Here is a 26,502-nt window from a genome sequence, read left to right as displayed (position 1 = left end):
ATTGGAAGGAAGGAGAAGTGGAGTAAAATGTAATCGTTTACATTTTACTCAAGCTAAATTCCTTACCTCGTTTCTTCTTTTACTTTTAAACCGCATGATTCCCGTATGATCATTTCACTTTCCAGCATTATTAATTCCGGCTTGAAGGCTGGATCCTTAATATGCTTGAGCAAAAGCTCCATAGAAGTATTGCCCATTTCAACTGCAGGCTGCGCTACTGTTGTAATGCCCGGTTCAAAAATGGAGGAAAATCGTATATCATCAAATCCAACGACAGCAAGTTCTTCGGGAACGGCTATTCCTTCTGCTTTTGCGGCTTTAATGGCCCCCATCGCCATCTCATCGCTCGCAGCAAACAAAGCGGTTGGGCGATCTTTTAAACGCAGAAATCCCTTCATTCTTTCATAGCCGGACTCAAATGAAAAATCCCCTTCAAGAATCAGCCGGTTATCCCGTTTTAATCCATACTCATTCATCGCTTCCAAATAGCCGCCCTGCCGGTCAACGCTCAGCATGCTGTTCATGGGGCCTGAAATATGGGCAACTCTGCGATGCCCCTGTGCCAATAAATGCTTTGTGGCTTCTTTTCCGCACTTGATATTATTAATGCATACAGTTGACATCTCCACGTCCTTTAAATATTCGGACGCAAGCACGATTGGATACTGTTCCAGCAGCTCCTGCAGCGTATCTCGATCAATTTTTCCGGATAATAAAATCATTCCATCCACCTGTCGCTGACGAAGAATATTCAAAAAATCATATTCCTTTTCCACATTACGGTTCGAGTTACCAAGTAGCACACGGTAATTATTTTGAGAAGCTGTTGCTTCGATTCCCTGAACCATTTGTGAAAAAATCGTATTAGCTATGTTCGGAACAATGACCAGAATTGTATTGGTTTTACTTCTTCTGAAATGCCTTGCCAATACATTTGGCTGATAATTTAACTGTTCAATGCTCTCAAGCACCTTATCTCTTGTTTTCTTTTTGACACTATCCGGGTTTCGCAATACTCTTGATACTGTAGCTGTCGATACATTGGCCAATTTCGCAACATCAATCATTTTCACCATCGTTTTCGCTCCTAACATGAACCCCTCCCGGATAACCTTAGTGAGTGCTTCAAGCAAGTATGTAATCGTTTACATTTAAAGTATATGGGCTAAAAATCTGAATTGCAAGATTATTTTACCATAATAAAAGGCAGCTAACTTGGAATCATAGCCGCCATCCCTCTGTTTTATCACTCATTACATTTTTTCCAGTTTATAAATCCTGACCTTCTCTTTTGTCTCCTTGTCGATTGTTTCCTTTATCAGTTCCATAGGCGAACGATCGAGAATTTTACAGGACACTAAATTATCTTTGTGGACAGTCGCTACAACAGAAGAAATGTCTGTTCGCTGGAAACAATAATCAATCAGCCCTTCCAGCACCTCAGATCCAAATCCTTTCCCCCAAAAGGCTTCTGAAAGCCGGTAGCCAATTTCATATTCTCCTTCCTCATTTTTGATTATTGCACAGGTACCGATCAGTAAATCCTGCTTATCATCCTTCCTCGAAATAACCATGACTAAAAAATCCTGTTTTTGATGATTATATGAAGCTAGTATTTTTTCCATTTCATTTCGGTTTTCACTTTCTGTTTTTGCCCGCCCTATGATGAATCCCATAACACGTTCGCTGCTTTGCATTTCATGAAATGCTGGATAGTCACTCCATTCTGCTTTTCTGACCCTTAAGCGGCTTGTGGAAAAGTACATTCGTTTTGCCTCCCCGGATTTAGCATGCTGAAGTTAACTTAATCGTCTTCCGGATTAATCAGAGCCAGCACCTGATGATCTTCCCATTTACCATTAATTTTTACATTTTTCTTGGCGATTCCCTCTTTATGAAAACCGGCTTTTTCAAGCACCCGAATGGAACCGATATTATGAGGCATTGCACCAGCCTCCAAACGATGCAGCTTTAATTCTGAAAACGCATAGTGAGAGATCAGCTTTACTGCTTCAGTGGTATAGCCTTTTCCGTTATGGTTTTCATCCAGAAAATAGCCAACAACCGCATTCTGCAAAGAACCACGCATGACTTGAAAAAGACTGATCGATCCTATGAGTTCGTTCTCGTCATTTGAAAAGATGCCGAAATTGTAGCTTGTATCCTTCTCACGGTGTTCAGCGTATTTCCTAATCCTCTCCTGCTGACTCTTCAGCGTATAGAAGTCGTCATCCCGGAGCATGGAGAAGGTCTCAAAAAACAGACGGTTATCTCTTTCAAGCTTCAGCAAATGTTTAGCGTCGTTGCCATATAACTCTCTTATATGAACTGTGTTTCCTGTCAGCATTCTATCCCCTCCTGAAAGTAGTCAAAAATAAGAATCCCTCCTATCTTTATTTTGAGATAGAAGGGCCCGATCGTCCAGTACATAATAATGAAAGTTTACATGACCGGCTTCGTAGATGTCAGCTTGCGCAGCTCCACACGACGAATCTTCCCTGACGCTGTCTTCGGAAGCTCTTCAAGGAATTCTACAATTCGCGGATATTTATATGGTGCTGTAATTTTTTTAGTATGATCCTGCAGTTCTTTTATCAATGCTGCCTGCTCACTGAATGCCACAGCTTCACGCAGGACAATATAGGCTTTAACCACACTTCCCCTGATCTCATCCGGCGCTCCGACAACAGCACACTCCCTGACAGCGGAATGCTTCATAAGGGCATCCTCCACTTCGAACGGCCCGATTGTATAACCAGAGCTAATGATAATATCATCACTGCGCCCTTCAAACCAAAAATAGCCATCTTCATCCCGCGTTGCCTGATCACCGGTTATATACCAGTCTCCCCGGAATGCAGCTGCTGTGCGCTCAGGGTCTAAATAATATTCTCTGAACAGTGCGGGGCAACTCTTGTGTACTGCGATGTCACCGACTTCTCCAGCTGCTGCCGGCTGACCGTGTTCATTAATGATTTCAACCGGATTTCCAGGTGTTGGCCTTCCCATTGAACCCGCTTTTACTTCCATTCCCTGAAGCGTTCCGACAAGCAGCGTGTTTTCCGTCTGCCCATACCCATCCCGTACATTTAATCCAAATGCCTGCTGGAATGCCCTGATAACCTGGCTATTGAGCGGTTCACCGGCTGATACCGCACTTCTTAAAGCGGGCAGTTCATGCTGGTCGAGGTCTTCCACCTTTGCGATGATGCGATATTCTGTCGGGGTGCAGCAAAGAACATTTACCTGCTGTTCTTTTAAAATAGATAAATATTTTAATGGATCGAAAGCACCGTGATAAACTAATGCCGTTGCCCCAAGTGTAATGGTTGACAGAAAAGGACTCCAAATCCACTTCTGCCAGCCCGGAGCAGCAGTCGCCCAAACGATGTCATCTCGCTGAACGCCCAGCCATTCCGTTGCAGCCGTCCTTACATGCGCGTAGCCCCAGGCATGTACATGAACAACCCCCTTCGGATTTCCCGTGGTGCCTGATGTATAAGATAAAAAGGCAGCATCCTCACGGTGAGTTGACACGGCATCAAATGTGACGGATTCTTTCGAAGCCAGTTCTTCAAACGACATCCAGCCCTCTTCTTTTCCTCCGATAATGAGTTTATTCTTCAGCGTTTCAACATCTTCGTCAATTGAGTTGGTTTCTTCTGTTGTTTTATAGTGTGCAACGATTCCCTTTGCACCTGAATGATGCATCCGGTACAGCAGATCTTTTTTCCGAAGCATTTCAGAGCATGGAATAGCGACAATGCCTGCACGCAAGCAGGCTAAATAGGTAATATAGGCTTCCGGAATACGAGGGAGAATGATCAGCATATGATCCCCCTTCTTAATCCCCAGCGATAAAAGCGCCTGTGCGTATTGATTCATTTTTTCATAAAGTTCAAGGTAAGATAGATCCAGGCGGTGCCCTTCCTGATCCAGCCAGCGAATGGCAAGACGCTCATGATCATCCTTGTAATTCTCAAGTTCTGAAGTAAGATTGTATTGCTCTGGTGCAAGTAAATTTAAAGCAGTCATTTGTTTGTTCCCCCCGGTTTCATTCATGTGCAGATCATGTTGTTGGTACGACTAAATAATAAATGCTTGCTAAAAATAAGAAGGCGAAAAATACTGCAATACAGGCTCTTCCCTGCTTAAAACCCTGCGTGGTTTTGACAATTTTCACACTGATAATATACATCCATACAATCCCAAACAGCGACAGGATAAGATAACTGACGTTTCCTGCTCCTGCAAGGTACGGAACACTCAGCAGCCCCGGGATCAAGGAGACTGGTGCAGCTGAGCCCACCTGTTTTAACAGCCCCCTGCCCCCAAACCCCCTCGCCGCTGCCCAAAGAAGCAGTGTGAGACCCACTTTCGTAATCAGGGCAGTGACGAGACCAAAGACAATAAATAGAGCGGGAACCACCAAAAATCTCAGCAGAGATGAATCAAAACTGAGTATGTAGGCGGCATTTGACGCGATCGAAATCGCGCCATAACCTATTCCAACGATAAGCAGCACGATCCTGCTCACAAGCCCGACCGTTGGTGAATTGAAAAATGCCCGAAAAGCTGCTTCATCAAATATGATCATTTTTCCGACCATTTTCTACACTCCTTCTTGCTTTACATATTCCATGGCATGAGCGCCCATATCGCAATGACTGTTGAGATTACTACAGTAATTGCAGCACCTGCTGTACTGTTATAACGGTAGGACTGAATGTCTTTCCAGCCATGAATTCGTTCAATTAGTTCGATATCAGACTGCCTGCTAAGTTTGCTTTGGAGCGAAGGCATCCGGTTTGTGATATAGGATACAACAATCAGCAGGATGAAACTCACAGGCACAGCAAGCAATGCACCTGACAAGCCCATGCCATCGGTCACTGCATGACCTGTTAGTACAATGCTTGGAAATACAAAAGGGGACACAATGATATAAATGAGTCCACCAACGACCGCTGCTGCCATCGCACCGAATTTATTGGCTTCCTTCCACCATACACCGACTATAATGAGGGGCGCATTTGTAACACCAGCCAGGCCAAATGCCCATAAAATACTAACGACTAAAAATGCTGGCGGTTCAATTGCTAGCAGGATACTCACCAGCCCGCCAAGGAAGATTGCAGCGTATCCTAGTCTCAGGCTCATTTTTGGTGAAATGTTCGGCTTTAGCGTGGCAACGATATCCTGAGATAACAATGCTCCAATCGCCAATAGATTTCCGCTTAAGGTGGATAGACCAGCTGATATTGCACCGGCTATTACAAGTGCGGTTACCCATTCAGGGTTATAAACAAGATTTAAAATAATGGTCAGTTTATCAGCATCTGCAGCTGAAACATTCAGCCCTTGAGTAGCAGTTGCGAAAACGCCTACGAATCCCATTGCATAGGTTGCAGAAAAAACCAGCCCTAAAATAAAAGCAAACCATACCATCGCTGAACGTGCGCTTTTCAAATTCGATGCTGTATACACACGCATCGCTAAATGGGGAAGACCCAAGGCCCCTATTGTCAGCGCTGGAATTATAGCAAAATACCATTTTGGCGAAAATTGATAGTCAAAGAAGGTTGGCATAGATTCAAGCATGGCGGGTACCATATCAGAATAAAGCAACGGAGGAAAATACCAGCCGCTTCCCCCAACCGCCTTCATAATGGCAGCGAGCGGCACTATAAACATCAGTGCCATAATGACCATCTGAATGGCTGCATTATTTGTGGCTCCAGCCATCCCGCCGATTGTTATATACCCAACGATGATTAATCCTCCAACAATCAGCCCTGTCAGATAAGGGATGCCAAGCAGTGTTTCAAATGTAATAGCAATGCCGATCATCTGGCCAAGCGCATACATGATCGATACTAAAATCATAAACAGAGCCGCAATAATAGAAGCTTTTACTCCATAACGATTCCGTATAAAATGAGTCGGAGAAAAGGCACCCATCCTGCGCAGGCTTGTCCCATATATGATCGTGATCAAAGGGATTGCCAGAATCAACTGAATCCATAAAAGAATAAAAGGAGCCTGTAAATTTAAAATAAGAGCCGTAATGCCTAAAAAGGTTGCCAGACTCATATAGGTGGAAGCCATGGCAAGGCCGTTCGTTAATGCACCTACATTGCCTCCGCCAACATATAGATCCTGGACGGATGCACTCTTACGATTCGAAATATACCCTACTATGTAAAACAATAAAAACGTTGCCCCCACAACTGCCAAGCCGAGAATTGGATTCGATAACTGCCAGCCTTCACCGTTCATCTATTACGCTCCCTTTATTTCGTCGGAATGCCCGAGCGATTCATTTTCACGATCAATTTCATCATCAATGTGGTTTCCAATTTTCCCGGCCACAATTGTTAAGAAAAACACCCCGAACCATCCCAATAAAATCGGCACAATATACTTGACTGGAAAACCGAACATCATGGCATCTGTAGGAAACATCGCAAAAAACAGTCCAGCGTTCCCCACTAAAACAAACGCCAGTGTCATCCATATCGTAAATTGCACTTCTTTCTTATAAGCTCTCATACGTTCCCCCCAGAATGGATATACTTGTTGCACTAATCCTTGATCCGCTGACCGAGCGTTCGCTCAATTTTGGTCTATAACCCCCTCTATTATCAAATTTAGGTAAAGTAACAATATGATTGTAAGCGCTATCAATATGAATCGTCAATCATAATTTTTAAAATATTGTGATAATTTTAGATTGATAGAGTTGAACTGTTCTTTAAGAACATGAGTTTAAAACCATTCTGCCTACTGCAGGTATTATCCAGTTTGAATGAATAGTGAGGAAAACGTAAAAACCCCTGCAGCTTTCAGCTACAGGGAGTGTTTACGCTTATTTATTCTTATTTTCCATCACAAGTACATAATAGCCTTTATCCAATTCAAAATCCCAGTCCGCAAATAGTTCAATCACATGCCGTTGTAAAAGTGCATCCAGGTTAAATAGTTTCTTCATTTGATATTCCATCGGCCTCTTAGCTAATCTTAGGTCTTCCGTAATTCCATTTTTAATCAGTTCTTTTTCAATATCCACCATGATCCCCCAACGCTCAATTAAAAGAAGCTGATCATTCAGCCAGTAGAAATGCAGCTGCCAAGGCTTTTTTTGAGTGTAGCTGCTGTTCATAAGGACTACTTTCCGAATGCCTTCCTCGTCAGCTTCTTTTGGCCACTTGAAATTCTCAGATGCTCCTTCCTGAGCACCAACCGCAATGAATATGCCAGTCTCTTGTGTCACATTCCAATCTGCATAGAATCCCATGAAGTCATCACCTGAAATTTCCTTCAGACCTGACATTATTTCAGGCTTTAAAGTCTGAATCAAAAAATCCCGTGTTTCCAGTACACGATTTAACTCATTCCGATTAATCAGAACTTTTTCAGTTGGCAATAAAAATTCCTCCAAATACACAACGGTAAAAGGAGGGTTTCTAACTACTGTAACTGCACCTGGTTTCTCTCCAAATTGCTCCTCAAGAAATTCACTGAAAAACCGGGCAACACTTGACTCAATCGTACTATTCATACTCATAAGTACTCCTCCTTTGTGTTAGTTAACATGAATTTTCTTCTGATCACGAACACTTCCAACCGCTAAATCCCTTCATTTATACCTGGATACTATTTATTTCGCCAAAATAAATGGACTCGCCAAGCTACCTGAACTTCTGTCGAATTGTTTATACAGTATCTATACACATTCTACTGACCTCTTACACTTTTTTTATGTATGCAAGAATCTTTTCACTTCAGCAAAAATAAACTGTCTCGTTTAACGAAGTCATTATAAAAAACCAAACATCGACAAAAAAATTTTTTTGCCCACTAATCATAATCAGTTTTATCCCTCATATAGTTTAAAAAAGGAGGAGATGACAGATGGATCGATTTATCCTTTTGCTGTTGGCAGGTATTGTAGCCGGCTTTGCTTTAATAGAGGTGGCCGCTGCATTAACCGGGGCTTTTGCCGGATTGGCTACAATCATTACCTGGATCGGTGTTATCGCTGTTATTGTATTCTCCATTTTCCTAATCGTAAAAGCTTTACTCGCCATTTTTCATCATCATCATAAATAAAAAAATTCGACTCAGATTTATTCTGAGTCGAATTTTGATTTATACCGCCATAATCAATCATTTTTTCCAGCCAGATAAAAAAACCATTTCATATTCCGGAGGTTTTCCATTGTCCTCTCCTCTTAATAAAATATATAAAAGGATTAAATAAACTTATCCCCAGAATGATTAACACAAGGTAGGTTGAGACTGCATCTCCCCCCAAATTCGTTTCATCTGCAATGATGGCGCCATAGAAAAGAAGCTGTGCACAAACTACAATTGTGACAAATGAGATGCAGGCAACAGTAAAACCATTCAGCAGGTTTTTGGTTTTCGGCACCAATACTGCCAGTAATAAAAACAATGACACCACTAATAAAGTAAAGAAAATAGGTCGTAATAAAGTAAAAGAACCAAGCGTTTTCAAACTGTTCATACGTATACATAACTTCCTCCTGTAAGATTTTCTTCTCATTTACAATTATTTCAATAAATAGATAAAAAAACAATAGAGTCTGCATTTTATCCATGTTTTAAAAAGCGGATAATCTCAAAGAATCCTTTTTTAGCAAGATCAAATTTCTGCGACCCTTAAAATTAAAGCATGAATGTTTGCCCCTTCACATAAAGTACGATGTAGCTGAAAAGGAGGGATAACAGTGCATGAGAGAGAGGATCGGCTTGCTGAGTTAAGAAAAGACCTTGAAGCTAAAAAACAGTGCAGCCATGAAGAGGTGGAACACTTACTGAAACGAATTGAACAGCCGCATCGGGTCATCCATGATAGCAGCACCGTCACGCTGGCAACCGGTTCAATGGTTGAATTCCCACAGGGTTTTATGGATATTGGTGCTGACTTCTTTTTCCTCGATTGCTGCGCGGTTCCACAGGCAATGAATTCGCCCGCCGATATGAACGAAGTAAAAGCAATTGGGAGCATTAGTTACGTAGCTTCCTTTTATGCTCCCACCTTTTACAACAATGGGCAAAATCATATTCAAATCGTAAATCATCCCTTTTCCTGTACCGGCTCCGTCAGTGTAAACCGCACACTAGGCTACTCACCTGGCGATGAATGTCCAAGTGCGGATTACTGTAAAGAAAGGACCGAAGCTTACGCCTACATTAAAGATATAGAGGTTTGCAGCGCTGAAAAATCCATCATCACTGTCGGGGTCCTATTTATTCTCCCTGATTATTCGAATCCTTATTTTACGTAAAGGCCGCCTGAACCCACTTAAAAAAAGAGAAGTTAAAAATAAAAAAGGTTCCCATCGGAAGAGTTTGGCTGACTCTCACGTGGAAACCTTTTTTATTATCTTAATAGGTTAATTCCCGTTCTTTTACGAATGGGGAATAAGCGTACGAATCCTGTATAAATAAAGCATAGTAGCGAGACTTGGAAAAAGCACTCATGAGATTCTCATAAAGGAATTTCGGCACGCTATAATAATCATATGTTCCTACCCGAAATTGAATACGTAAAATCTCAAAAGATTCATCGTAGCCAACCGCGATAATTAGAGAAGATTTTACAGGCTGCATTTTCATTTTTTCACCGCCCTTGCGTTTAGTATGGTGCCTCTTTTTCAGCTCTGGTAAATTTAATTGGTTGTTTTGGGTTGCAGGCGCTCGCTTTTTGCGGGGCAGAAATGAGTCATCTTAACGGGATGCCGTTTTATTAACTTCCACCTCTTCCACTAATCCAACAGGCGTCTCACACCAGCAGCTCCAATAAATGCTGTGTAATGATGTAATTACCAGCACCAAATTTCCACAAAGCCTTATATTAATAGAGAAGGTAGTATCATAATATTGCATTAAATACACCCTCTGCCATTCGTCCCCCACACCGTTACTACTATTATAAATTCCCGTTTGATATTTCGAAATACACTCGACAAAAGCTCCGAATAAAAGACAAAAATAGAACAAATTTTACTGCACATTGCGAGAAGGAGATAATTTAGTCCCTTTCCTGCCTTCTTCATCCCCGGCACAGCAGACAGTATACTTTTTATCACTATGTAAGTTAAAAGTGCGTACTTACATTATCAGCTTATAGGACTTATACTAATTTCAGTGCAGAAAAAGCGAAAGCTGACTTAATTTATTCTGTAAGCACCCAGGATCTATTACATCTGTACAATAATTTTTAGGAGTGTTCGGTAAATGAAATTACAACTAGCATTAGACCTTGTAAATATTCCACAAGCCATTGAATTGGTGAAAGAAATAGAAGAGCATGTAGACGTAGTCGAAATTGGTACTCCTGTTGTGATCAATGAGGGGCTTAAAGCAGTGAAAGAAATGAAAGCTGCATTCCCTAATCTGACAGTACTTGCGGATCTTAAAATTATGGATGCTGCGGGTTATGAAGTAAGCCAGGCTGCTGCTGCAGGCGCTGACATCGTGACCATACTAGGTGCTGCTGAAGATGCATCAATCAAAGGCGCTGTTGAAGAAGCGAAAAAACAAGGTAAACAAATCCTTGTTGATATGATCGCTGTAAAAGATATTGCTACACGTGCAAAAGAACTTGACGCACTTGGCGTAGACTATATCTGCGTACACACTGGCTATGACCTTCAAGCAGCTGGTCAAAACTCTTTTGAAGATCTGGCAACAATTAAAAGCGTTGTAAAAAACGCAAAAACAGCTGTTGCAGGCGGAATTAAACTTGAAACACTTCCAGAAGTAATCAAAGCGCAACCGGACCTAATCATTGTCGGGGGCGGTATTACCGGACAAGACGACAAAGAAGCTGCAGCTGCTAAAATGAAAGAATTAATCACACAAGGTTAATCATTCATTATGCAGACTACTCAATATTTTAATGAAATTCTTGATGAGCTAAGTCGCGCAGCTGACTTACTATCAGACGAGCAGGCTGAGCAGCTGGTGAATCAAATTCTTCAGGCAAAAAAAATCTTTGTGGCAGGAGCCGGCAGATCCGGTTTCATGGGCAAATCCTTCGTTATGCGTATGATGCATATGGGAATTGATGCTTATGTGGTCGGTGAAACGGTTACCGCCAATCTGGAAACAGATGATATCCTCATCATAGCTTCAGGCTCAGGAGAAACAAAAAGCTTAGTGTCAATGGCTGAAACAGCAAAAAGCTTAGGTGGAACGGTCATTGCCGTAACCATTAACCCTGAATCAACAATTGGCGGATTAGCGGACCAGGTAGTGAAAATGCCTGGCTCGCCAAAAGATAAATCGACCAGTGACTATAAAACCATTCAGCCTATGGGATCACTTTTCGAACAGACCCTTTTAGTATTCTTTGATGCCGTTATTCTGCGCTTCATGGAGAAAAAAGGTCTGGATTCCAATACGATGTATGGGAAACATGCTAATCTAGAATAAATAAAACAACCGAAAGTTCTTAATGGACTTTCGGTTGTTTTAATTTAGAGGCATATATAGCAGGTGGAAATTGATTTAGTTTATTCAACATCATTAGTGAATCTTCTGCGTAGTAGACGGAGACTTTTATCGATCAACTTTTCCTATTTATCGATCAACTTTTCCTATTTATCGATCACTTTTTCCCTTTTATCGCACATCATCATAAATATATCGCTTTTGTTTGAAGGTTTATCTAACATCTAAGCACTATAAAGAGTTTTATCGATCAAGTTTCTAATTATATCGATCAATTTTCTGAACTTATCGCTCAAGTTTCTGCGTTTATCGATCAGTCCTCCCTGATTGATTTCACTCTAAAAAAGACGCAAATCTATAATCCAGATCCGCGCCTAAATATTTATACATTAATCCTTTATCGGTAATTATTATGAATCGGTTCAAACAAATCCTCATCAACAGTCCGAACAACAGAAAAATGATCTACATTGTAATGGCCATGCAGAATTTTATTGTGATGGCTTATAACCTGCTTAGCTGATAGGATGTCGGAGCCTGTGGTGGAATGGCCATCGCCCACTAATGTGACGTCAAATTGATTAACCGTAGCCGTTCGCACTGCAGTATCGATGCAGTGTTCGGTTTGGCATCCCATGATCACAAGATGTTTAATCCCTTTTTCTTTTAAGTAGCCTAATAAAGGTGTTCCATAAAACGAATTTGTTGCTTCTTTATCGAATACAACCGACGATGCTGGCACGTTTAATCTTTGATGGATATTAAATCCCGGACCTTTTCCCTCAGCGACATCTTTATCTCTGATAAAAACGATGGGGTGATTTAATGTCAGTGCTTTTTCAATTACTAAATTAATATTATCCAACAATCCTTCCTTATTAAATACACACTTCTCTTCCTGATTTCCCTCGACTAATTCCTGTTGAACATCAATAATCAGCAATGCCTGTTTCAATAGCAAAACTCCTTTTCAATTTAATTTCATACTTTCTATTAAACGAATCTTCCATTTTAATGAACATAAAGACCGCCCCCTTCTGCTTTCTTAACTTACTTCGCCAGAGATAGATAAATTCCTTTTTAGTATCACACTTCAATCCAGCTCTTCTGACATACTCAAAAGCTTGTTTAACGTTTTCCAGTTGCGGACAGTAGCGGGCACACCAATTTTATTGAGTTGATTGCCAAGCTTTGAATTGCGAATGCTGTCATGGAATAAAAGGTAAATATTCCTTCCGTTTACTGCACACTGCTCTCTTTCATTTACACAGGCTGATAACTTATCAATTCCCTCATTTGAAGGAATCTCCTGCAGCAGCGCAACGTGAAGTGACTCCCCTTTAGCGGAAGATGCCGCTTTTGATATATCCTGCTCACTAAATGGACAATGATTAATAATTTCCTGCAGTTCCTCTTTTGTTCTGATAATCACTGCACTTGATATTCCAAAATCCTCTTCTATTTTTGACTCTATCTGTTTATGTAAAATTTCTGCACCATCATTCCATCCAAACAGAACATTCCCGCTTTGGATATAAGTTTTCACATTTTGTAATCCAAGCGACTCAAGAGAAGTTCTCAGTTCCGCCATTTTCAGCTTATTATGACCGCCAACATTAATGCCTCTTAGTAGTGCAAGATAGATTGTCATATTCGTCCGCCTTTCTTTAATCGTCATATATATAGTTTCTTTTGGACATATGAAGTTCCTGCAAGATAAGCAACATTAAGTACTTTTCCAATATCATCATACAAAAAAAGACCGGACTCAATGTCCGGTCGTCAATGCTTTAGTTATTTATCGCGCTTCCCGAGTAGCTTTCTACCTTTAAGCGGGCAGCAAGATAAGCTGGTGCATTTTGCACAAATGCTTTGAAGTGCGCGCTTTCGTTGTGTGCCTGAACTGCTTCTTCATTTTCCCATACTTCAACCATGGTATAAGCGAAGTCCTGCTCCAGGCTTTTCATTAGTTCATATTGGTGGTTGCCTTCTTCTTTTCTTGATTCCGCCATTAGCGATATCATTTCCTGTAAGAATTCGGCTTCCTTTTCCGGCTGAATTTGAAAGTGAACATGTGTGATGATCATAAGTCTACGCCCACTCTGCGATTTGGTCTACATCAAGACGTACAGATGAGTAGCCGCTGTTCGCAGCCTTTCCGATTGAGATAAGCATTACCGGGTAGTAGCGTTCTGTATCCATGCCAAATACATCAGCTATTTTGTCTTTTTCATAGCCGCCGATTGGGTTGGTATCATAGCCGTGTGCACGCGCCACAAGCATTAACTGCATTGATACGAGTCCACCATCAATCAGGTTCATTTCCTTAAGCTGGTCATACGTCATCGCTTTGAAATAACCGCTGATTGCTGCAGTTTGCTGCTCTTTTACATCCTGAGGCATATATCCTTTTTCAACCGCTTTAGAATAAATTTCTTCCAGGTAGTTGTCGCTCTTCATATCTGCAAAAACCGCAATCACTGCTGCGGACGATTCCACCTGCGACTGATTAAAACGAGCGATTGGCGCAAGCTTTGCTTTGCCATCCGGTGAATCAATCACAAGAAATCGCCATGGCTGAAGATTGACAGATGATGGTGCTAATGAAGCTTCCTGAAGAATTTCCTTCATTTCTTCCTTGCTGATTTTGACCGTTGGATCGTAATAGCGGATCGAACGGCGTCCTGTAATAATTTCATTAAAATCGTTTACTTTTGTTGTATTCATTATTTCATCTCCCGTTTCTGTATAAATTCTATGTTGTACTGAACTCTCTCAAGGAGCAAGTTCAGCTGATTGGATTCTTCTTCTGAAAAACCATCAAATAATTGCTCGATAAAATGCGTTTTTTCCGCACAATAATGCGCAATTCGTGAACGTCCTTCATCTGTTAGCCGAACGTAGGTGACCCGATTGTCCGCAGCATTTTTGTGACGGGAAATCGTGCCATGCTCCTCCATCTGCTTTAAATGACGTGTCACTGCCGCATGGTCCACCTTCACACTTAGCTGAAGATCCTTCTGACTAATCTCATCGACCTCAAATAGCCGCTGCAATATTGCAAGCCTTGTCTGACTTATTCCCATGCAGCTTTCAAACTTTGGCGCTACCCGTTTATTGATATCATGAAGCCGAAGCAGCACACTTTCTTTTCCTGCACATTGTTCTGCCAACCGCATCCACCTCCTAAAAAATAATTAATTGACCTATCAATCATTGACGTATCAAATAATAACTTGCATCAGAAGAAAAGTCAATGGGTTTGCTTGAAGATGACCATGTATGTCATCTTCAAGCAAACCCATAAAGTTCACCTCATTCTATTTTTTGTCTTCTCATCCATTGTGTTGCTACCCATTTTTCCCCCTCTATAACCGGCGCTCCCCCATGTAAAGTCAGCTCGTTTATGGTTTGGTCATTATAGAAATACTCGAAATAGACAGCCATTCCTTTTCGCGGAGAAATCGATAAATTCAGTTTAGGAAAAAAAGTTTCTCCCCCCTGTTCCACATCATTTAAGTAAATGATAATGGTGCTAATTCGATTATTTTTGATTTCTTTACTTTTAGATGTGAAAAAATCAAAATGAGCTTTATACTCCTGACCAGGGGTATATTTCAGAATTTGTACACCATCTCCATGTTCGGCGGGTATATTCATAATAGAAGATATTCTTTTTTCAAGTTTCGTGATGAGGTCATTTTCACTATCTTGAAAAAACATACTGCTGCTTGTTCTGATCTCATTTACCTCATGTGACTTTCCTATTTTAGAACGGTTCATTTTGTCCTTGGACAATAGAACTAGCTGCTCACACTCTTCATCACTCAAAACATCTCCCAAGATGACAATCAGCGGCTCTTCAAATTTAGCTATTATATTAATTTCTCTATCTTCTGTTACTATCCTGTTGCCAATATGATCAAAAATGGTTAGTTCCTTACTATCAATTGTCATGATTCTACAACTCCTTACTAGAGTTAAATGGCAGAAAATTGTGTTAACTTTGTCTATTATATCATATACTTACCATAAAATTACTGCTCTTATATCCCAACTAATAGATTATTTTTCTTTTTTTAAAAAAGCTTTTTTTAAACGAACATGGAGCCAGACTCCGGGCAAAGCGTTACTTTGCCCGGAGTCTGGCCCCATCTATTTATATCGTTAATTTATACACCCTGGACTCATAAGATCTCAGATTAAATTCCTTTATCTGTTCTCCACAGGGTACTTCATAGTTTGAAATCATCAGCTCATAATTATCCACATGAATTGTATCCGGAAGAATAAATGGTACATTGTCTGAGTAAAAATTATTCACAACTAAAAGCATTTCGTTTCCTAAGGTGCGAGTGTAAGCAAAAATGGCCGGGTGATCTTCAAGAATCAAATCGTATTTCCCATGCACGATGATTTCGTGCTGCTTTCTTAACTCAATTAGTTTCTTATAATAATGAAAAATTGAATCTTGATCGAGCAATGCCTGCTCTACATTAATGTCAGTGAAGTTTGGATTCACTTCAATCCATGGTGTTCCCTCCGTGAAACCAGCATTATGTGTTGCATCCCATTGCATCGGAGTTCTGGCATTATCACGGCTCTTAACATGAATCGCATGCATGACATCCTTTTCATCCTGACCCAATATCCGTTCCTTGTACATGTTTAGTGTCTCTATATCTTTATAAGAATCAATGGAATCAAAGTGAACATTTGTCATCCCGATTTCCTCCCCTTGATAGATATACGGGGTACCTTTCATCATATGAAGAACTGTGGCTAACATTTTCGCTGATTCCCTGCGGTAAGTAGTGTCATCACCAAAGCGTGAGACCGCCCGTGGCTGATCATGATTATTCCAATACAAGCTGTTCCAGCCTATTTGCTCAAGTTCTTTTTGCCATTTTGTCAGGTTCTGTTTTAAATCAAGCAAACGCAGCGGTTTTAAATCCCACTTCGATTTCCCCTTAATTTTATCGAGACCCATATGTTCGAATTGAAACACCATATTTAATTCGTTTCGCGCTTCATCTGTGTAAAGCCTGGCAAGATCCGGCGACACCCTGGGACATTCCCCTACTGTCATCACATCGTAATGCGACAGCACTTCCTGATTCATTTCCTGTAAAAAATCATGGACACGAGCCCCATTAAATTCATAATTCTTCTTTTCAATTGAACCATTGTGATAGTCTTGATAAGAAGAAAGGAATTCTTTTTTTGAAATCATATTAATGACGTCCATTCGGAAGCCATCAATTCCTTTATCAAGCCAGAATTTCATCATGTCATAAATGGACGAACGCATCTCAGGATTTTCCCAGTTTAAATCAGGCTGTTTTTTCGAAAACATATGTAAATAATATTCTTCGGTTTTCTCATCATAATCCCACGCAGATCCGCCAAACGATGCCTCCCAGTCAGTAGGTTTACTACCTTCTTCTCCAGGACGCCAAATGTAATAATCTCGGTATGGATTATCTTTTGATTTTCGTGCCTCAGCAAACCATGCGTGCTCATCAGACGTATGATTCACGACTAAATCCATCACAAGCTTCATCCCGCGCTCGTGCATATCATTCAGCAGCTGATCCCAATCATCCATTGTGCCAAAATCGTCCATGATCCTTTCATAATGACTGATATCATAGCCATTGTCATCATTGGGCGATTCATAAACAGGTGAAAGCCACACAACATCAACCCCAAGCTCGCTTAAATAATCCAGCTTCGAAATGATTCCCTTAATATCCCCGATCCCATCTTTATTTGAGTCATAAAAGCTCCTCGGATAAATTTGATATACAACACTTTCTTTCCACCACTGGTTGGTTTGGTTTTTCATTAAACTCCGCTCCCTTAACAATGTAAAGCTTTACATATTATAAAAAAGAAAACCGCCAGTTGATCTGGCAGTTAATTAGTTCTTGTAATGAGTTCTTGCTTGAACCGATTCTCTTAGATGAATTTCATATGGCAAAACCTTTTTTTCAAAATCATAGACTTCTGATTGCATTTGTTTTAATAACATTTGAGCCGCTTCAAATCCCAGATCGTTATAGGAATAATGAACACCGGAAAGTTTTAACCTTGACGCTTTCGCCAAAACAGTATCATCAAGGCCGAGTACAGATACTTCTTCCGGCACCTTCACATCGTGATCCTGAAGGCAATTTAACGCTCCAATTGCCATTCCATCATTAACTGCAACTACTGCTGTGAAAATTTTTTTGCGTTTCAGAATGGTCTTCATCTGTTCATATCCGGATTCAATATGATAATTCCCGTGACAGATGAAATCTTCCTCAACCGCAATCCCTGCATCCTCAAGCGCTTCAATAAAGCCGCGTTTTCGTTCATTAGCATTGACTGAATCTTCCGGACCTCCAAGAAAAGCAACCTCTCGATGTCCAAGTTCAATCAGTTTTTGAGTGGCCCCCTTAGCAAAAGCCGTATTTGCAAAAGCAACAAAAGGTACACCCGCATTCTCCGTGTTTTGCAGCATAACCACAACTGGAACTGGGAGCTTTTCAATCATGTCCTTATGCTCCTCTTTAAAACTTCTCGTGGCGAAAATAATCCCGTCGACACGTTTTAAACGCAATAACTCAAAATGCTTTCGTTCGCTTTCCAAACTGCCATTCGAACAAGTCATTAATAAGCTGTAGCTATTGGAATCCAAAACACGATTAACCCCTTCAATGGCACGTGACATCCCTTCACCAGAAAGGTTATGAACGATCATTCCCACTAAATTGGTTCTTTTTTCAGCCAATTCTCTTGCCAGTACATTTGGCAGATACCCTGTTTCTTCAATAATTTTCTGAATCGCTTTTCTCGTGCTTTCCTTCACAGGACCCGAATTATTAAAAACCCGGGAAACAGTGGCAATCGACACTCCTGCTTTTTTGGCTACTTCACTTATATTAATGTCTTTTCTCATGTTTATCACCCAGTCACAGCTGTCTTATTACGTAAGATCAGCATTTAATAATCCCATTTTACCGCTTGAAATGCCACTTCTCCACCTTTAGCGAAAAAGTGAATGCCCTTGCTATCGGTTTGCGGGTATATACGCAAAGTAAATACTTCTTCCCCATCATTTACAAAAACCTCGATAGAAGAAACGTCTACAAAGGCGTGAAATTTCACTTTGTTTGCGTCAAGGGAAGCCTTTCTTACTGTACCATATTCTTCTCCAACCGGTGTACCAGCTGCCGTGCGGTCAACGATGACTTTCTTCTCAACTGAATCATAGGCGATTACTGTCTTTTGCTCGCCATTTGTTCGCAATTCCAACCCAAACTGGGACGCATCAAGGTGATCAAACTCAACGATCATTTCGTACGTTTCACCAGTAAAATGATCATATTTTTTTGTCTCACCAGCTAACCGATCTGTCAATTCGCATTTATTGCGGCGCAGTTTTTCAAGCTCCTTCACAGGACGCTGAATCATTTTATTGCCCTTCAACGTTAGTTCTCTCGGTAACGTTAGACAGTGGCTCCATCCATCCTGAGCAGAAGGATCCTCAACTTCAGGAAGCCCCATCCATCCAACCAGTACTCTTCTTCCATCAGGATCGAGCATTGTTTGAGGTGCATAAAAGTCAAAGCCTCGATCAAGCTCGACAAACGGACCATGAATAAATTCGCCCGTTTTATTATCCAGCTTTTCACCAAGCAAATAGCCTGATTGATAAATATTTTGGTAAAGATCCCCCTGTGCTTCAATTCCTTGAGGAGAAAAAATAAATATTCCTTTGTCTGCTATTTCCAGGTAATCTGGACATTCCCACATATATCCGAATGAAGAAAGATCGGTTTTTATTTCTCCAACTAAATTCCAATCGGTCAAATTCTTTGAGCGGTATAGTAGTACGGTTCCTGTTTCATTAGTTCTTTGAGCTCCAATGACAGCAAAGAAATCTTCCCCATCTTTCCATAATTTCGGATCACGGAAATGCTCGGAATAACCACTTGGCGAGCCATCTATCACAGCTTCATTAAACTTTGTAATATGTCCATTTTTATTCATCACTGCCATACACTGATAAGGTTTTCTCACCCACTCTTCATCGCGGGTATTACCTGTGTAAAACAAGTACAGAGCGTCTCCTACCTCAAGACCGCTTCCTGAAAACGCACCGTGGCTTTCAAAATACATCTCCGGCTCAATTGCCAGGCCAACCTGCTCCCAGTGCACAAGATCGGTTGATTTCACATGATACCAATGCTTCATCCCATGGACAGGCCCAAGAGGAAACCATTGATAAAACAAATGATATTCCCCATTAAAATACGAAAAACCATTTGGATCATTTAAAAGACCCGTTTCCGGCTGAATATGAAAATGTTGACGCCACTGACTCTGATCCACCTGTTTTTTTAATTCCTTTATTTCATCCTCACTCGCGTCCGATAAACGGCGATAGCGCTGTTCTGTAGTCCATTCCACCATAACCCTCTCCTTACCTTATACTTTCTCTGCTGATTTCATCTTCTTTGAGAATAAAATAGTCACAGCAAACGTCACCGAAATTGATATAATTAACCCGATCACAAAATGCCCAATCACATCCGGACGGATTGCAATTACACCGGGGAGAGCAGCAGGTCCAAGCGCTACGGATTTCACTTGATAAAGGGTAATATAGGCAGATGCGACAGCTGATCCAATCAATGCAGCATAAAATGGATAGCGTAATTTTAAATTCACACCGAACATTGCAGGTTCAGTGATCCCGAGCATCGCTGATATGCCTGATGCCGATGCTAAACTTTTCATTTTTGCATTCTTTGTAATAAATAAAACTGCCAGCGCTGCAGCCCCTTGAGCCACATTGGACATGGACACAATCGGAAATAGAAAGGACCCGCCCGTTCGAGCAATATCAGCCAGCAGTTGAGTTTCAACCGCAATGAAACTATGATGCATCCCCGTAATGACAATCGGTGAATACACAAGTCCAAATAACGCACCGCCAACAAAACCTAATGTGTCATATAACCACACAAGACTATCTGTTAACAGATTTCCTCCCGCCCGCATAATTGGACCGATGAGTGTAAATGTTAAAGCTCCCGTTACTAAAACTGTCAGTAGAGGGGTTAATAAATTGTCCAACGCTGCAGGTATCCCTTTTCGGAAGAGATTTTCAAGCTTTGCAAGCACAAACGATGCAGCTAAAACAGGCAATACAGTTCCTTGATAACCGATCTTTCCAACCTCAAGCCCAAAGATATTCCACGTTGGGATCTCACCTTCTGCAACAGCTCCGCCATAACCCCAGCCATTCAGTAAATCAGGATGAACCATAATCATTCCCATTACAGCACCTAAATACGGATTTCCACCAAATCGTTTAGTAGCAGAAAATCCAATCAGTACGGGCAAAAAGACAAATGCTGCATTGGCAAACGTATTAATCATTGCAGCCAAGTCAGCCAAATTCGGATAAACCTCAATTAAGGATTGACCTTCAAAAAACAGATCAGGAGAAGAAAAAATATTGTAAATCCCCATTAATAAACCACCAGCTACAATCGCCGGTAAAATCGGAACAAAAATATCAGACAGCATTTTAACAAATTGCTGAACAGGATTTAATTTCTTGGTTCCTTCCTTCTTCAAATCCTCTTTTGACATATCATCAATACCAGTTAATTTCGCAAATTCTCGATGCACCTCATTAACCGTACCTGTACCAATAATAATTTGATACTGACCTTCAGAAGCAAATGTTCCTTTCACAGCATCAATTTCTTCTAACAGTTTCTCATCCACAAGACTATTATCGCGCAGCACTAACCGCAACCTTGTTGCACAATGAGCAGCAGCAGCTACGTTCTCTGTGCCCCCAATAGCCACCAATATGTTCTCAGCAATCTGTTTGTAATTCATTTATACTCGCTCCTTCACAGTTCATCTGTAAAATGTAAAGCTTTACATTTTACGTGGAAAACAAAACGCTTATTTATGTAAGCGCTAAATGTAAAGCTTTACATTCTATTATTCTGTGATTATATCCACCTATGAAACCGTTGTCAACACAAAATAATTAACAGGAAATGGCTAATAGTTAATCGCTTAATACGTAAAGCAATCAAGGGTAAAATAGCTCCCTGGATAAACCTGCAACTGAAGCACCAGAAGTATAACTTTAAATTACTTCTCATTCCCCCGCTTAAAATTCCCCGTAATCTTTGCGAGCAGCAGTTGAATGTCCTTCTCTGTTCCAGCACTTTGCAGCTTCGACAGCAAACGCTTCGCCTCTTTGCCTTTTAACGATTTGATCTGTTTTCCTTCATATGAAACAAACACCTTTTCATCCTTAGTCACTGTATATTCAAAAGGATTTTCGTTCAACTTGTTTCTTTTATCAATATTGCTCATTTATATTCCTCCCCCTTATGTTTGCCCAAATAATCAATCACACTCTGCCCACTCTATAGAATTAAAACTGATATACTAAGTTAAAATCTTACTTTTAAGGAGATGACCAATACATGTCTGATGTAAAAACACTTTTATTAGATCAACTTTTAGCCAATGCAAATGATTCAAGCTGGTATAGTGCATTTTCTGATTCAGTGGATGGACTCTCTGAAGAAGAAGCGTTTTGGAAGCCTGACGATGGCAGTCATAGTATTGCTGAGATTGTACAGCATCTAATCTATTGGAACGATACCTGGCAAGTAAGATACAACGCAAATCATGTAAATGCAGTTCCAGCAACCAATGATAACACTGGTACCTTTCTTATTAGGGAAGAAATAACTTTCTCTGCATTAAAAGATAAACTGCTCACCACACTGCTCTACTGGCAGGAAATTATTGATGCTGACCAACTATTAAAAAGTGTTACGGGCTTTCCGGAAAAAGCCGAATGGTGGGCAATCATTTCAAATGCCGCAACACATAATGCGTACCATATTGGTCAAATCGCTTATATTCGTAAAATAGCGAAATAAGAATAATGTTTATGGCCATTTTATTAATTTTTCTGTCATCGACTCTTGATTGAAGATGTGAAACATAATCAACAGCCTCATTTTACAAATTCCCGCTGCTGAGCACTGCTTAGCAGCGAGGCTTTTACTTTGTAGTCACCTGCTGGATAGATGGTTTATACATATTTTCAAGCCTGTACTCAGCCATCGTTCATGTAAATGACGTAGAACCTCTTAAAATGTACTTGCACACAACTTCTCCCAAAAATATAGTCTATTTATTAATTGAATCCTTTACTACACTATGACTAAAGACATTCGTTTAACTCCTGGCGAATCAGAAAGAGGTCATACAATGAAAATCATCACACCCAAAATCCCAAACGACTTACCATTAAGAAATTTTAACGATATCTTTTATGAAGAATACCCGGAGCTCGACATGTGTACGATCAACGATGCTGACTTTGAAAAAAAAGAGCTGCATAAAGTGAATTTGTCTGCCATGGTAATCAAAAATTGCCGCTTTAACGAGACCGACTTTACAAACATCAGCATGACAGATGTTCACTTTGAAAACTGTGATTTCTCCAACGCCAACCTGAGTAAATCCTCCATTCACAGAACCACCTTTAACAATTGCAAATTTGTAGGCGTCGATTTCACAGATTCACGTATTGGCAATGTATTATTTGAAGAATCCATCCTGAATTTATCTGCATTTGGGAATTCCAAACTTGAAAAAGTCCAATTTCAAAATGCTTCACTGGAGAGCTCTGATTTTTATGAATGCCTGTTCAAGAAAGTTGAATTTAATGCATGCAATATCAACAGCTCAAATTTTGAAAGAACGCCGCTCAAAACAGTCGATATCAGTTCTTCCACTTTCGAATCACTTATTCTATCTCTGGAGGATCTGAAAGGCTGTAAAGTATCCACTCATCAGGCTATTCAATTTGCTGCGCTGCTGGGGCTGGTAATTGTGGAGTGATTATGGATATAAGTTCTTTACTTGTTTAGAAAACGAGGTTGGGACATAACTCTATAAATCATATAAATTGAGTCTGATTTAATTGTAACGACTAGGTGAGCGGAGCGGAAGGCGGCGACTCCTGCAGGATTTGACTCCGCTTGAGACCCCGCAAGGCGAAGCCTGAGGAGGGCTCAGCGCCGTCCCTGCGGAAAGTGTCCGCCTGAAGCGCAGTGAACCGGTTAGAAGAGGATGAGACACATTTCCCATCCTCATCCAAACCTTTTCTGCAAATTTTTGATCGGGTAAAGCCTTTAACTCCCCTTCGGTGCCCAATACGCCGTATACCCATTCTCAACTGTATAATGATATAAAGACTTCAATTTCATGGACGTGTATACTTTCATATCTTCCCTAACCTGAATTTGCTGTTTGGAGACAAGCTCCTGATTACGATCTATTAGCGCCAGCAGGTAAACATCAGCAGCCAGTTTATCATTTTTAGAAAGATTGCAGCCGCTGCAGGAAATGACTAGATTCCAAAGCTGATCCGCCTGCACAAAACTCCAGGGAATAAAGTGATCAACATGGGCCCCGCTTTTACTTCTCCCGCAATAAAAACAGGAACCTGTATAAAAGGAAGTAAGAATTTTATAAAATTTATTTAACGATGAACGCTTCGATACATTTTCAACCTTTATTAACAACCCCGTCGTATCTCCATATCCATTAAATTTCTCTAAAAATAAAGCTAGCTGATAGTTCGTCAGATAAGTAAGCACCTTCTGGAACCGTTGCATAAAAGAGTAAAAGGAAGCATTCAATCTAATCATCTCTTTTTTATTATCAAAATCGTAGATACTGCCGGCCGTATCTCCATAAATTGCACCCATCACATTGATCTTACAGCGCTTAGTCACACTCGTAATGATCTTTAGCTGCAGTTCATCAGACAATTTGTCAAATACAAACGAAGAATCAATTCCGTGCTTATCTTGAAACTCCAAAAGAATCTTCTGTACTTCTGCCTGCTTCCCAGTCATATTGATTTGATTTAATTGATGATGAATCACAAGATTCCAATAAATCTTTGTAAAGCTGCCAAATAAATTAAAGTAATTAAGTTCAAGCTCATCGTTTACATTGTACAAATTCTCAATTATTGATTTAATCAAAACAAACTTATATGTAGTAGAATTTTTAGATCTTGGTGAAAAGATATAATTGAAATGACTCCAAATTTCCTTATCCGTAACGTAAGAAGCTTTCATTTCCCCAATTTGCAGTTTGTAGCTCATGAATGCTCCTTTCTAAGGACCCCATTTACTTAGTCCTCTGCCTCAATAAGAAATAGTCTTTTCTCAAACCCTCCACGTTTTAGCCTCTTATCTTCCCGGACATTTTGCAATTCCTCAGGTGCAGCCCCATGGTTCCGGGCAGCTGCATAAACTAATTCCAATATGTCAGCCAGTTCCTCAATTGCTTCTTCATCCGTTTGAGCTTTTTTATACTCTTCCAGTTCCTCGTGCATTTTATTTTTCAGTTCAACTAAATACTCTGGAGTATCTAATATTTTCACAATACTTTTGCTTCCTGACTGTTCAATAATTTCAGGGATACGATCTCTGACTAATTTGTTGTAAACAGGCATGCAGCACTCTCCTATTAGGTATTTAATGATTATATTGTACCATCCACTTCAAAAAATTGGAGAATAAAGCTGGTGCAATACATCGTTTTATGTCGTTTTCACGTGAAACACAGCGATCAAATTTCTGTTTTATTGAGTCAGTATATCCTAAACATTTGAAATAAGAGTTGAATCCTAAATAGAAAAGAGTTAACCTTTTTATATTAATGGTTAACATATAACCATTTCTTACATAAACGGAGGGGACGCACATGAACCAATGGACAGAGCTTGCAGACCGGGTGCTTGCTGGAATGGAACTGACGAATGAAGAAGCCCTATCAATCCTCGATTGTCCGGATGAAGATGTTTTGCTGCTTATGCACGCTGCATTCAGGATTCGAAAACAGTATTACGGGAAAAAAGTAAAGCTTAATATGATTATCAATGCTAAGTCCGGGCTGTGTCCGGAAAATTGCGGCTATTGCTCTCAATCTTCTATTTCAAAGGCACCTATCGAATCGTACAGAATGGTGGATAAGGATACCCTTCTTGCAGGAGCAAAGCGTGCCTATGACATGAACATAGGAACCTACTGTATTGTGGCAAGCGGTCGTGGTCCATCGAATCGGGAGGTTGGCCAGGTGGTGGAAGCAGTAAAGGAAATTAAGGATACGTATGGTATGAAAATATGCGCGTGCCTGGGTCTTCTAAAACCTGAACAGGCTGAGAAATTAAAGGAAGCCGGGGTTGATCGCTACAATCATAATATCAATACATCCCAGCGGAACCATGAGAATATTACGACTTCCCATACATATGATGATCGCGTGGCGACTGTGGAGCATGCAAAAGCAGCCGGGATGTCACCTTGTTCCGGGGTTATTGTCGGAATGAAGGAAACGAAGCAGGATGTAGTGGATATGGCCCTCAGCCTGAAGGTTCTCGATGCAGACTCTATTCCGGTCAATTTTCTGCATGCCATCGATGGCACGCCTTTGGAAAATGTACGGGACTTAAACCCGCTTTATTGCTTAAAAGTCCTGGCATTGTTTCGCTTCATCAATCCAACAAAGGAAATCCGAATTTCAGGCGGCCGCGAGGTTAACCTCCGTTCCCTTCAGCCTCTGGGACTCTTTGCAGCCAACTCCATCTTTGTAGGAGACTACCTCACCACCGCTGGTCAAGAGGAAACCGAAGATGAACGTATGCTGATTGATCTGGGGTTTGAGATAGAGTCAGTTGAGGAAATGAAGGCGAGTATGGCGGCGGGAGCAGAATAAATAGATGGTTATCTACGATCCCTCTTAAAAAACCTTTAATTCCTGTAATAGGAATTAGAGGTTTTTTACACTTACATCTAAGATAAAAGACATCCCATTAATTAGAGAAAAATCATTCTATCAATGTAGTACTAAAACCTTTCCACTGCACGTTTTTTGTGTTAATAAAAAAGTTCTTTT

The 26,502-nt window shown here is 40.6% G+C and carries 31 protein-coding genes; 7 read left to right on the top strand and 24 right to left on the bottom strand.

Annotation, left to right across the window (positions count from 1 at the left end; genetic code table 11):
- Positions 1-62: 62 nt before the first annotated feature.
- From E2R51_RS13030 to E2R51_RS12995, 8 genes are all read right to left on the bottom strand, one after another.
- A complete protein-coding gene (locus tag E2R51_RS13030) occupies positions 63-1,094 on the bottom strand; it encodes a LacI family DNA-binding transcriptional regulator (protein WP_306462119.1) in 1,032 nt (343 codons plus the stop codon).
- Positions 1,095-1,253: 159 nt separating this feature from the next.
- Complete coding sequence (locus tag E2R51_RS13025; RefSeq protein WP_133377524.1) at positions 1,254-1,766, bottom strand: GNAT family N-acetyltransferase; 513 nt, start codon at positions 1,764-1,766, stop codon at positions 1,254-1,256.
- 38 nt (positions 1,767-1,804) lie between these two features.
- On the bottom strand, positions 1,805-2,347 hold the full coding sequence (locus E2R51_RS13020; protein ID WP_133377523.1) for a GNAT family N-acetyltransferase: 543 nt from the start codon (positions 2,345-2,347) through the stop codon (positions 1,805-1,807).
- A 95-nt stretch (positions 2,348-2,442) separates the two neighbouring features.
- A complete protein-coding gene (locus tag E2R51_RS13015) occupies positions 2,443-4,035 on the bottom strand; it encodes an acetate--CoA ligase (RefSeq protein WP_133377522.1) in 1,593 nt (530 codons plus the stop codon).
- Positions 4,036-4,069: 34 nt separating this feature from the next.
- Positions 4,070-4,609 (bottom strand): hypothetical protein, encoded by a 540-nt coding sequence (locus E2R51_RS13010; protein ID WP_133377521.1) that lies wholly within the window; start codon positions 4,607-4,609, stop codon positions 4,070-4,072.
- 20 nt (positions 4,610-4,629) lie between these two features.
- A complete protein-coding gene (locus E2R51_RS13005; RefSeq protein ID WP_133377520.1) occupies positions 4,630-6,279 on the bottom strand; it encodes a solute symporter family protein in 1,650 nt (549 codons plus the stop codon).
- 3 nt (positions 6,280-6,282) lie between these two features.
- A complete protein-coding gene (locus tag E2R51_RS13000; RefSeq protein ID WP_133377519.1) occupies positions 6,283-6,552 on the bottom strand; it encodes a hypothetical protein in 270 nt (89 codons plus the stop codon).
- A gap of 316 nt (positions 6,553-6,868) precedes the next feature.
- Entirely contained in the window at positions 6,869-7,567 is a 699-nt protein-coding gene (locus E2R51_RS12995; RefSeq protein ID WP_133377518.1) for a Na-translocating system protein MpsC family protein, read from the bottom strand.
- A gap of 347 nt (positions 7,568-7,914) precedes the next feature.
- On the opposite strand from E2R51_RS12995, the gene E2R51_RS12990 reads away from it, so the two are divergent.
- Entirely contained in the window at positions 7,915-8,112 is a 198-nt protein-coding gene (locus E2R51_RS12990) for a hypothetical protein (protein WP_133377517.1), read from the top strand.
- Between the two features lie 88 nt (positions 8,113-8,200).
- On the opposite strand, the gene E2R51_RS12985 is transcribed toward E2R51_RS12990, so the two are convergent.
- Positions 8,201-8,530 (bottom strand): hypothetical protein, encoded by a 330-nt coding sequence (locus E2R51_RS12985; RefSeq protein WP_133377516.1) that lies wholly within the window; start codon positions 8,528-8,530, stop codon positions 8,201-8,203.
- 223 nt (positions 8,531-8,753) lie between these two features.
- Here E2R51_RS12985 and E2R51_RS12980 point away from each other — a divergent pair, with 223 nt between their 5' ends.
- Positions 8,754-9,314: a hypothetical protein gene (locus E2R51_RS12980; protein WP_133377515.1), complete on the top strand. Its 561-nt coding sequence runs from the start codon at positions 8,754-8,756 to the stop codon at positions 9,312-9,314.
- Positions 9,315-9,414: 100 nt separating this feature from the next.
- Here E2R51_RS12980 and E2R51_RS12975 read toward each other — a convergent pair whose 3' ends face one another.
- Both E2R51_RS12975 and E2R51_RS19840 read right to left on the bottom strand, forming a co-directional pair.
- The gene (locus E2R51_RS12975) at positions 9,415-9,645 is read right to left on the bottom strand and encodes a KTSC domain-containing protein (protein ID WP_133377514.1); all 231 of its coding nucleotides are present in this window, start codon (positions 9,643-9,645) and stop codon (positions 9,415-9,417) included.
- 111 nt (positions 9,646-9,756) lie between these two features.
- Positions 9,757-9,915, bottom strand: a complete 159-nt coding sequence (locus E2R51_RS19840) for a hypothetical protein (RefSeq protein ID WP_165967220.1) — start codon at positions 9,913-9,915, stop codon at positions 9,757-9,759.
- A 351-nt stretch (positions 9,916-10,266) separates the two neighbouring features.
- On the opposite strand from E2R51_RS19840, the gene hxlA reads away from it, so the two are divergent.
- Entirely contained in the window at positions 10,267-10,899 is a 633-nt protein-coding gene (gene hxlA / locus E2R51_RS12970) for a 3-hexulose-6-phosphate synthase (protein ID WP_133377513.1), read from the top strand.
- Positions 10,900-10,908: 9 nt separating this feature from the next.
- Positions 10,909-11,466: a 6-phospho-3-hexuloisomerase gene (hxlB, locus tag E2R51_RS12965; protein ID WP_133377512.1), complete on the top strand. Its 558-nt coding sequence runs from the start codon at positions 10,909-10,911 to the stop codon at positions 11,464-11,466.
- Between the two features lie 415 nt (positions 11,467-11,881).
- Here the strand turns inward: hxlB and E2R51_RS12960 are convergent, their stop codons facing one another.
- The 11 genes from E2R51_RS12960 to E2R51_RS12910 all read right to left on the bottom strand — a co-directional run bounded on the left by E2R51_RS12960 (position 11,882) and on the right by E2R51_RS12910 (position 21,882).
- Positions 11,882-12,439: a cysteine hydrolase family protein gene (locus E2R51_RS12960; RefSeq protein WP_133377511.1), complete on the bottom strand. Its 558-nt coding sequence runs from the start codon at positions 12,437-12,439 to the stop codon at positions 11,882-11,884.
- Between the two features lie 138 nt (positions 12,440-12,577).
- The gene (locus E2R51_RS12955) at positions 12,578-13,135 is read right to left on the bottom strand and encodes a DUF1697 domain-containing protein (protein WP_133377510.1); all 558 of its coding nucleotides are present in this window, start codon (positions 13,133-13,135) and stop codon (positions 12,578-12,580) included.
- A 139-nt stretch (positions 13,136-13,274) separates the two neighbouring features.
- Complete coding sequence (locus E2R51_RS12950) at positions 13,275-13,571, bottom strand: putative quinol monooxygenase (RefSeq protein ID WP_133377509.1); 297 nt, start codon at positions 13,569-13,571, stop codon at positions 13,275-13,277.
- A gap of 4 nt (positions 13,572-13,575) precedes the next feature.
- Complete coding sequence (locus E2R51_RS12945) at positions 13,576-14,211, bottom strand: nitroreductase family protein (protein ID WP_133377508.1); 636 nt, start codon at positions 14,209-14,211, stop codon at positions 13,576-13,578.
- Positions 14,211-14,663 carry a MarR family winged helix-turn-helix transcriptional regulator gene (locus E2R51_RS12940; protein ID WP_133377507.1) on the bottom strand — a complete coding sequence of 151 codons (453 nt, stop codon included), beginning with the start codon at positions 14,661-14,663 and terminating at the stop codon, positions 14,211-14,213. Before E2R51_RS12940 ends, E2R51_RS12945 begins: the two co-directional genes overlap by 1 nt.
- Before the next feature lie 136 nt (positions 14,664-14,799).
- Entirely contained in the window at positions 14,800-15,441 is a 642-nt protein-coding gene (locus E2R51_RS12935) for a 2OG-Fe(II) oxygenase (protein ID WP_133377506.1), read from the bottom strand.
- A gap of 202 nt (positions 15,442-15,643) precedes the next feature.
- On the bottom strand, positions 15,644-17,332 hold the full coding sequence (locus E2R51_RS12930; protein WP_133377505.1) for a glycoside hydrolase family 13 protein: 1,689 nt from the start codon (positions 17,330-17,332) through the stop codon (positions 15,644-15,646).
- Between the two features lie 75 nt (positions 17,333-17,407).
- On the bottom strand, positions 17,408-18,430 hold the full coding sequence (locus E2R51_RS12925; RefSeq protein ID WP_133377504.1) for a LacI family DNA-binding transcriptional regulator: 1,023 nt from the start codon (positions 18,428-18,430) through the stop codon (positions 17,408-17,410).
- Positions 18,431-18,474: 44 nt separating this feature from the next.
- Entirely contained in the window at positions 18,475-19,944 is a 1,470-nt protein-coding gene (locus E2R51_RS12920; RefSeq protein WP_133377771.1) for a glycoside hydrolase family 32 protein, read from the bottom strand.
- An 18-nt stretch (positions 19,945-19,962) separates the two neighbouring features.
- Positions 19,963-21,390, bottom strand: a complete 1,428-nt coding sequence (locus tag E2R51_RS12915) for a sucrose-specific PTS transporter subunit IIBC (RefSeq protein ID WP_133377503.1) — start codon at positions 21,388-21,390, stop codon at positions 19,963-19,965.
- 264 nt (positions 21,391-21,654) lie between these two features.
- Positions 21,655-21,882, bottom strand: a complete 228-nt coding sequence (locus tag E2R51_RS12910) for a hypothetical protein (protein WP_133377502.1) — start codon at positions 21,880-21,882, stop codon at positions 21,655-21,657.
- A gap of 113 nt (positions 21,883-21,995) precedes the next feature.
- Here E2R51_RS12910 and E2R51_RS12905 point away from each other — a divergent pair, with 113 nt between their 5' ends.
- Both E2R51_RS12905 and E2R51_RS12900 read left to right on the top strand, forming a co-directional pair.
- On the top strand, positions 21,996-22,460 hold the full coding sequence (locus E2R51_RS12905; RefSeq protein WP_133377501.1) for a DinB family protein: 465 nt from the start codon (positions 21,996-21,998) through the stop codon (positions 22,458-22,460).
- Positions 22,461-22,794: 334 nt separating this feature from the next.
- Positions 22,795-23,430, top strand: coding sequence for a pentapeptide repeat-containing protein (locus E2R51_RS12900; RefSeq protein ID WP_133377500.1), 636 nt, complete (start codon positions 22,795-22,797; stop codon positions 23,428-23,430).
- 293 nt (positions 23,431-23,723) lie between these two features.
- On the opposite strand, the gene E2R51_RS12895 is transcribed toward E2R51_RS12900, so the two are convergent.
- Both E2R51_RS12895 and E2R51_RS12890 read right to left on the bottom strand, forming a co-directional pair.
- Entirely contained in the window at positions 23,724-24,707 is a 984-nt protein-coding gene (locus tag E2R51_RS12895) for an HNH endonuclease (RefSeq protein ID WP_133377499.1), read from the bottom strand.
- A 29-nt stretch (positions 24,708-24,736) separates the two neighbouring features.
- The gene (locus tag E2R51_RS12890) at positions 24,737-25,060 is read right to left on the bottom strand and encodes a nucleoside triphosphate pyrophosphohydrolase (RefSeq protein WP_133377498.1); all 324 of its coding nucleotides are present in this window, start codon (positions 25,058-25,060) and stop codon (positions 24,737-24,739) included.
- Positions 25,061-25,311: 251 nt separating this feature from the next.
- Here E2R51_RS12890 and bioB point away from each other — a divergent pair, with 251 nt between their 5' ends.
- Complete coding sequence (bioB, locus tag E2R51_RS12885; protein WP_133377497.1) at positions 25,312-26,322, top strand: biotin synthase BioB; 1,011 nt, start codon at positions 25,312-25,314, stop codon at positions 26,320-26,322.
- Positions 26,323-26,502 lie beyond the last annotated feature (180 nt).

It is taken from the genome of Jeotgalibacillus sp. S-D1, from assembly GCF_004358665.1.
GTDB lineage: Bacteria > Bacillota > Bacilli > Bacillales > Jeotgalibacillaceae > Jeotgalibacillus.
This window is presented reverse-complemented; position numbering and strand designations above follow the sequence as displayed.